At 35.5% G+C, this 3,027-nt stretch carries 5 protein-coding genes; 2 read left to right on the top strand and 3 right to left on the bottom strand.

Annotated elements, in window-relative coordinates; all coding sequences use genetic code 11:
- Positions 1 to 308 precede the first annotated feature (308 nt).
- A complete protein-coding gene (locus IE867_RS14175; RefSeq protein ID WP_192485364.1) occupies positions 309 to 545 on the bottom strand; it encodes a hypothetical protein in 237 nt (78 codons plus the stop codon).
- Positions 546 to 633: 88 nt separating this feature from the next.
- On the bottom strand, positions 634 to 1,155 hold the full coding sequence (locus IE867_RS14170) for a hypothetical protein (RefSeq protein WP_192485363.1): 522 nt from the start codon (positions 1,153 to 1,155) through the stop codon (positions 634 to 636).
- 510 nt (positions 1,156 to 1,665) lie between these two features.
- On the opposite strand from IE867_RS14170, the gene IE867_RS14165 reads away from it, so the two are divergent.
- The gene (locus IE867_RS14165; RefSeq protein WP_192485362.1) at positions 1,666 to 1,842 is read left to right on the top strand and encodes a hypothetical protein; all 177 of its coding nucleotides are present in this window, start codon (positions 1,666 to 1,668) and stop codon (positions 1,840 to 1,842) included.
- A gap of 84 nt (positions 1,843 to 1,926) precedes the next feature.
- A complete protein-coding gene (locus IE867_RS14160; RefSeq protein WP_192485361.1) occupies positions 1,927 to 2,601 on the top strand; it encodes a hypothetical protein in 675 nt (224 codons plus the stop codon).
- A 216-nt stretch (positions 2,602 to 2,817) separates the two neighbouring features.
- On the opposite strand, the gene IE867_RS14155 is transcribed toward IE867_RS14160, so the two are convergent.
- Positions 2,818 to 3,027 (bottom strand): transposase (locus IE867_RS14155; RefSeq protein WP_192485360.1); only part of this gene is annotated, 210 nt, incomplete at its 5' end.

The following is a 3,027-nucleotide window of genomic DNA, read 5'->3' as shown; positions in this document are numbered from 1 at the left end:
TTTGATCGTCATAAATCTGAGAAATTATTTTTTGTTTTAGCGCCATGATGATACCTTAATGCAAATAAGTTTATTTTGCACTATAGCATAAAATTTATCTTATAGGTATGTTTTTAGGAATGGACTCATTTATGGTTGTGTTTTCGCTGCCGTTATTTTAGATGGTTTGGCGTATTGAAATAATTATAAATCGCCTTTAAATGTAAATTTATAACTCAAATAATCAAGTAAATCTAATTTGCGATTGAAGTTGGTTAAAATGATTGTTTAATATTCCCATTACTGCTTGTAGCCAGTGCATGATAATTTTACGCTGTTGCTGTTTGTTGTGAAACTTTCTCAAGTATTGTCATGAAATGATAAAAGCCAGTGTACCTGTCGCAAAAGTTATCAAGCGCAATTTGACTATGGTTGTCGATAATGTCTTTAACGATAGCCATATCGTTATACATTTCATCTAAGATAGTCACTTTAGTAGCGTTGTCATTGCAGAGTGACTTTATTTTACTATCGATTCTGCTTACATGGTCTTCGTAGTTGCTCATTGTTCTTGCTCCTATCAAAATCAAGGACATTTAAACAGAGTGGGGCGGTTTTATCAAGGTTTGTAGGAAAACGCTACCGAGCAACCGATTAATTATTCATAAAGTTTTGCCTTTGGCTGTAAACGCGTTGTTGATTTTCCCAGTTTTCATTTTTATTCAAATCGACACTAATCAGATTAACTATGCCTTGTCTAGATGAGCCATACGAACCGTTTTGAGCTTTATAATTTAATTTAGCAGCAGATGTTACAGTTATGTTTCCTGCTGCGAATCCACAGTAATTTTGCTTGACAGTTACGCTAAACCTATGATTTAGTTTTTTATTTTCAAACATATAATCTACTCTAGGACCATAAACGAAAGACTGGACGTATACTTTTTTGGTTTCTCTGCTTATTAGGTCTTCAAAAACTCCATGTATAACATCGTGATGAACCAAACTATAACCTTTGTTTTTTAACTGCTCGAAATTAACTTCTAAATAACGGCAAGTTTTACCCCAGCTATTATCACCCATATTGATTAAACCTTTTTTATTTTTTTCATCACTAGCAAATATTTGAGCGTAGCTAAAAAAGGTTAGTAATCCGATTACATAAAATTTATTCAAAATTCAAATCCATTTATTTAATATGATTCTTATGTTTCTATATTTTGTCATGAAAAACAAGCGTTGTATATTAAAAAATTAGAAAGTTAGCCCCAATAACATTTTTTTTGCTTGTTGCAGTGAAAAATTTGCGGAGCCGGAAATATAGGCAAAAGTGGTAAGTTTTGGTTAAGTGCCATGATTGATGTTAGTAGTCAATGGGGTTTTCCGAAACGAGCGCACAGACTCCCATTAGTACGTACTATGCTACCATAATTTAAATAAGTTGACCAGAAAAAACGCTTCAAAAAATGTAAATAAATATCGCTCAAACCCTTATATAATATAGCTTTTCGCTTGACTTTTTCTGTCACTTTGCTATAATAAACACATGCTTAATTAAGGCATCAACTAACGCTTAGAGTTGTAAAATATTTAAGCAGTTTTATTAAATTTTAGGCAACAAAAAAGGCGATTCTCTTAGCCTCGTAAACTTTAAGAATCACCTTTTCAGAAACAAGGAAAATAATAATGTCTATCCAATCAATAGTCAACCCGACAAATCAAAATAATCAATCCCCTATACAATCAATCAATGGCTACCTTGACGCTTGCGATAAATTCGACAGCTATTTTGCTGAGATAAGTGCAAAGTGGAAAGCACAACAACAGCGATTAGCTCAACGTATCGCTTCACTGTCAGCGTAAAACCCAAGATCAACAACCGTTAAACAGTCCTTTAGTCTACTCAAAAAAGGACAATAACAGCAATTTTGTATAGGAAAAATCACAATGGAACAGAACACAACAAAAGTTACAGAAACATCAAACGAACAAACCAACGTCACAGTAACCAAAGACACCCCAACCAATCAACCCACAATCACCACTGAAACAGCCTTTAGCAAGGACAGTATCAAGCAAGAGTTAGCTGAACTTGGCTTAGACGGTTTAGAATTTGACTATGCCATTTTCCCCATTATCAGCTTAAAGGGTAACGCCTTTGAAATGAAAGCAGACCCTGACTACAACCCTAACAGCTTCATTGTTACCGTGATTAAAACCACCGAAAAGCACGTTTTAAGTGACGCTAACGATGACAACTATCAAGACGTTAAATACTCCCCTGATGGTATCGTCACCACAGACGGAGAGCCGTTAAAGCACTTTATCGCTGAAATGGCAGAACAAGGAAGAAAACCAATAGTGAAGCGGTACCTTGACGTACTCGTGCAACTTCACACCAACGATAAGCACAATAAAAAATTAGTAGTGCTGTCAATATCCCCGACCAGTGTATCAAGAGTAAGTGGCTTCTTCATGCAGCTAAAACTACAAGGCAAAATAAACCAACTCCCACAGTTAAAAATTCAAGTATCCAAAGGCGAGACCAAGAAAAGCAAAGGGAATCATCAATATAGACTATGGCATTTTGAGTTAGTCGAACAAGGACAGCAAGCGGCTTAGTTTAAGCGTTTTTTAAGCAATCAACTTTAGTCAAATTTTCAACGTGTGCTACAGGCACAGGGAGCAAGTTACATGTTTTTTTCAGCAAAAACGAAAAGCAAAAACCACACCACTAAGCAAAGCAGCCTTAAAAGGCGCACAATCAACGTTGTTAAGTGGGATAGGTACAACATCAAACAGGACGCTAAAAACAGGCTCTACCAGTTTATCCGTTGATTAGATCGCATACTGAACACCGCTGAATCTGAATAAAGCAAGCCCTTCAGTATCTATTTTAATCCGTTGAAAAAAACGTTTGGCATTTTTTAACCCATAGCATCTTCTCGTCAGCACTTTTAACCTGTTATTAAAGCCTTCCACAAAACCGCTACTATTTCGATCAATAAAGTAATTGCTTACCTCTTCAATATGGGTTGTTAATGTCGT

The organism is Cysteiniphilum marinum (genome assembly GCF_014857925.1).
GTDB lineage: Bacteria > Pseudomonadota > Gammaproteobacteria > Francisellales > Francisellaceae > Caedibacter > Caedibacter marinus.
This window is presented reverse-complemented; position numbering and strand designations above follow the sequence as displayed.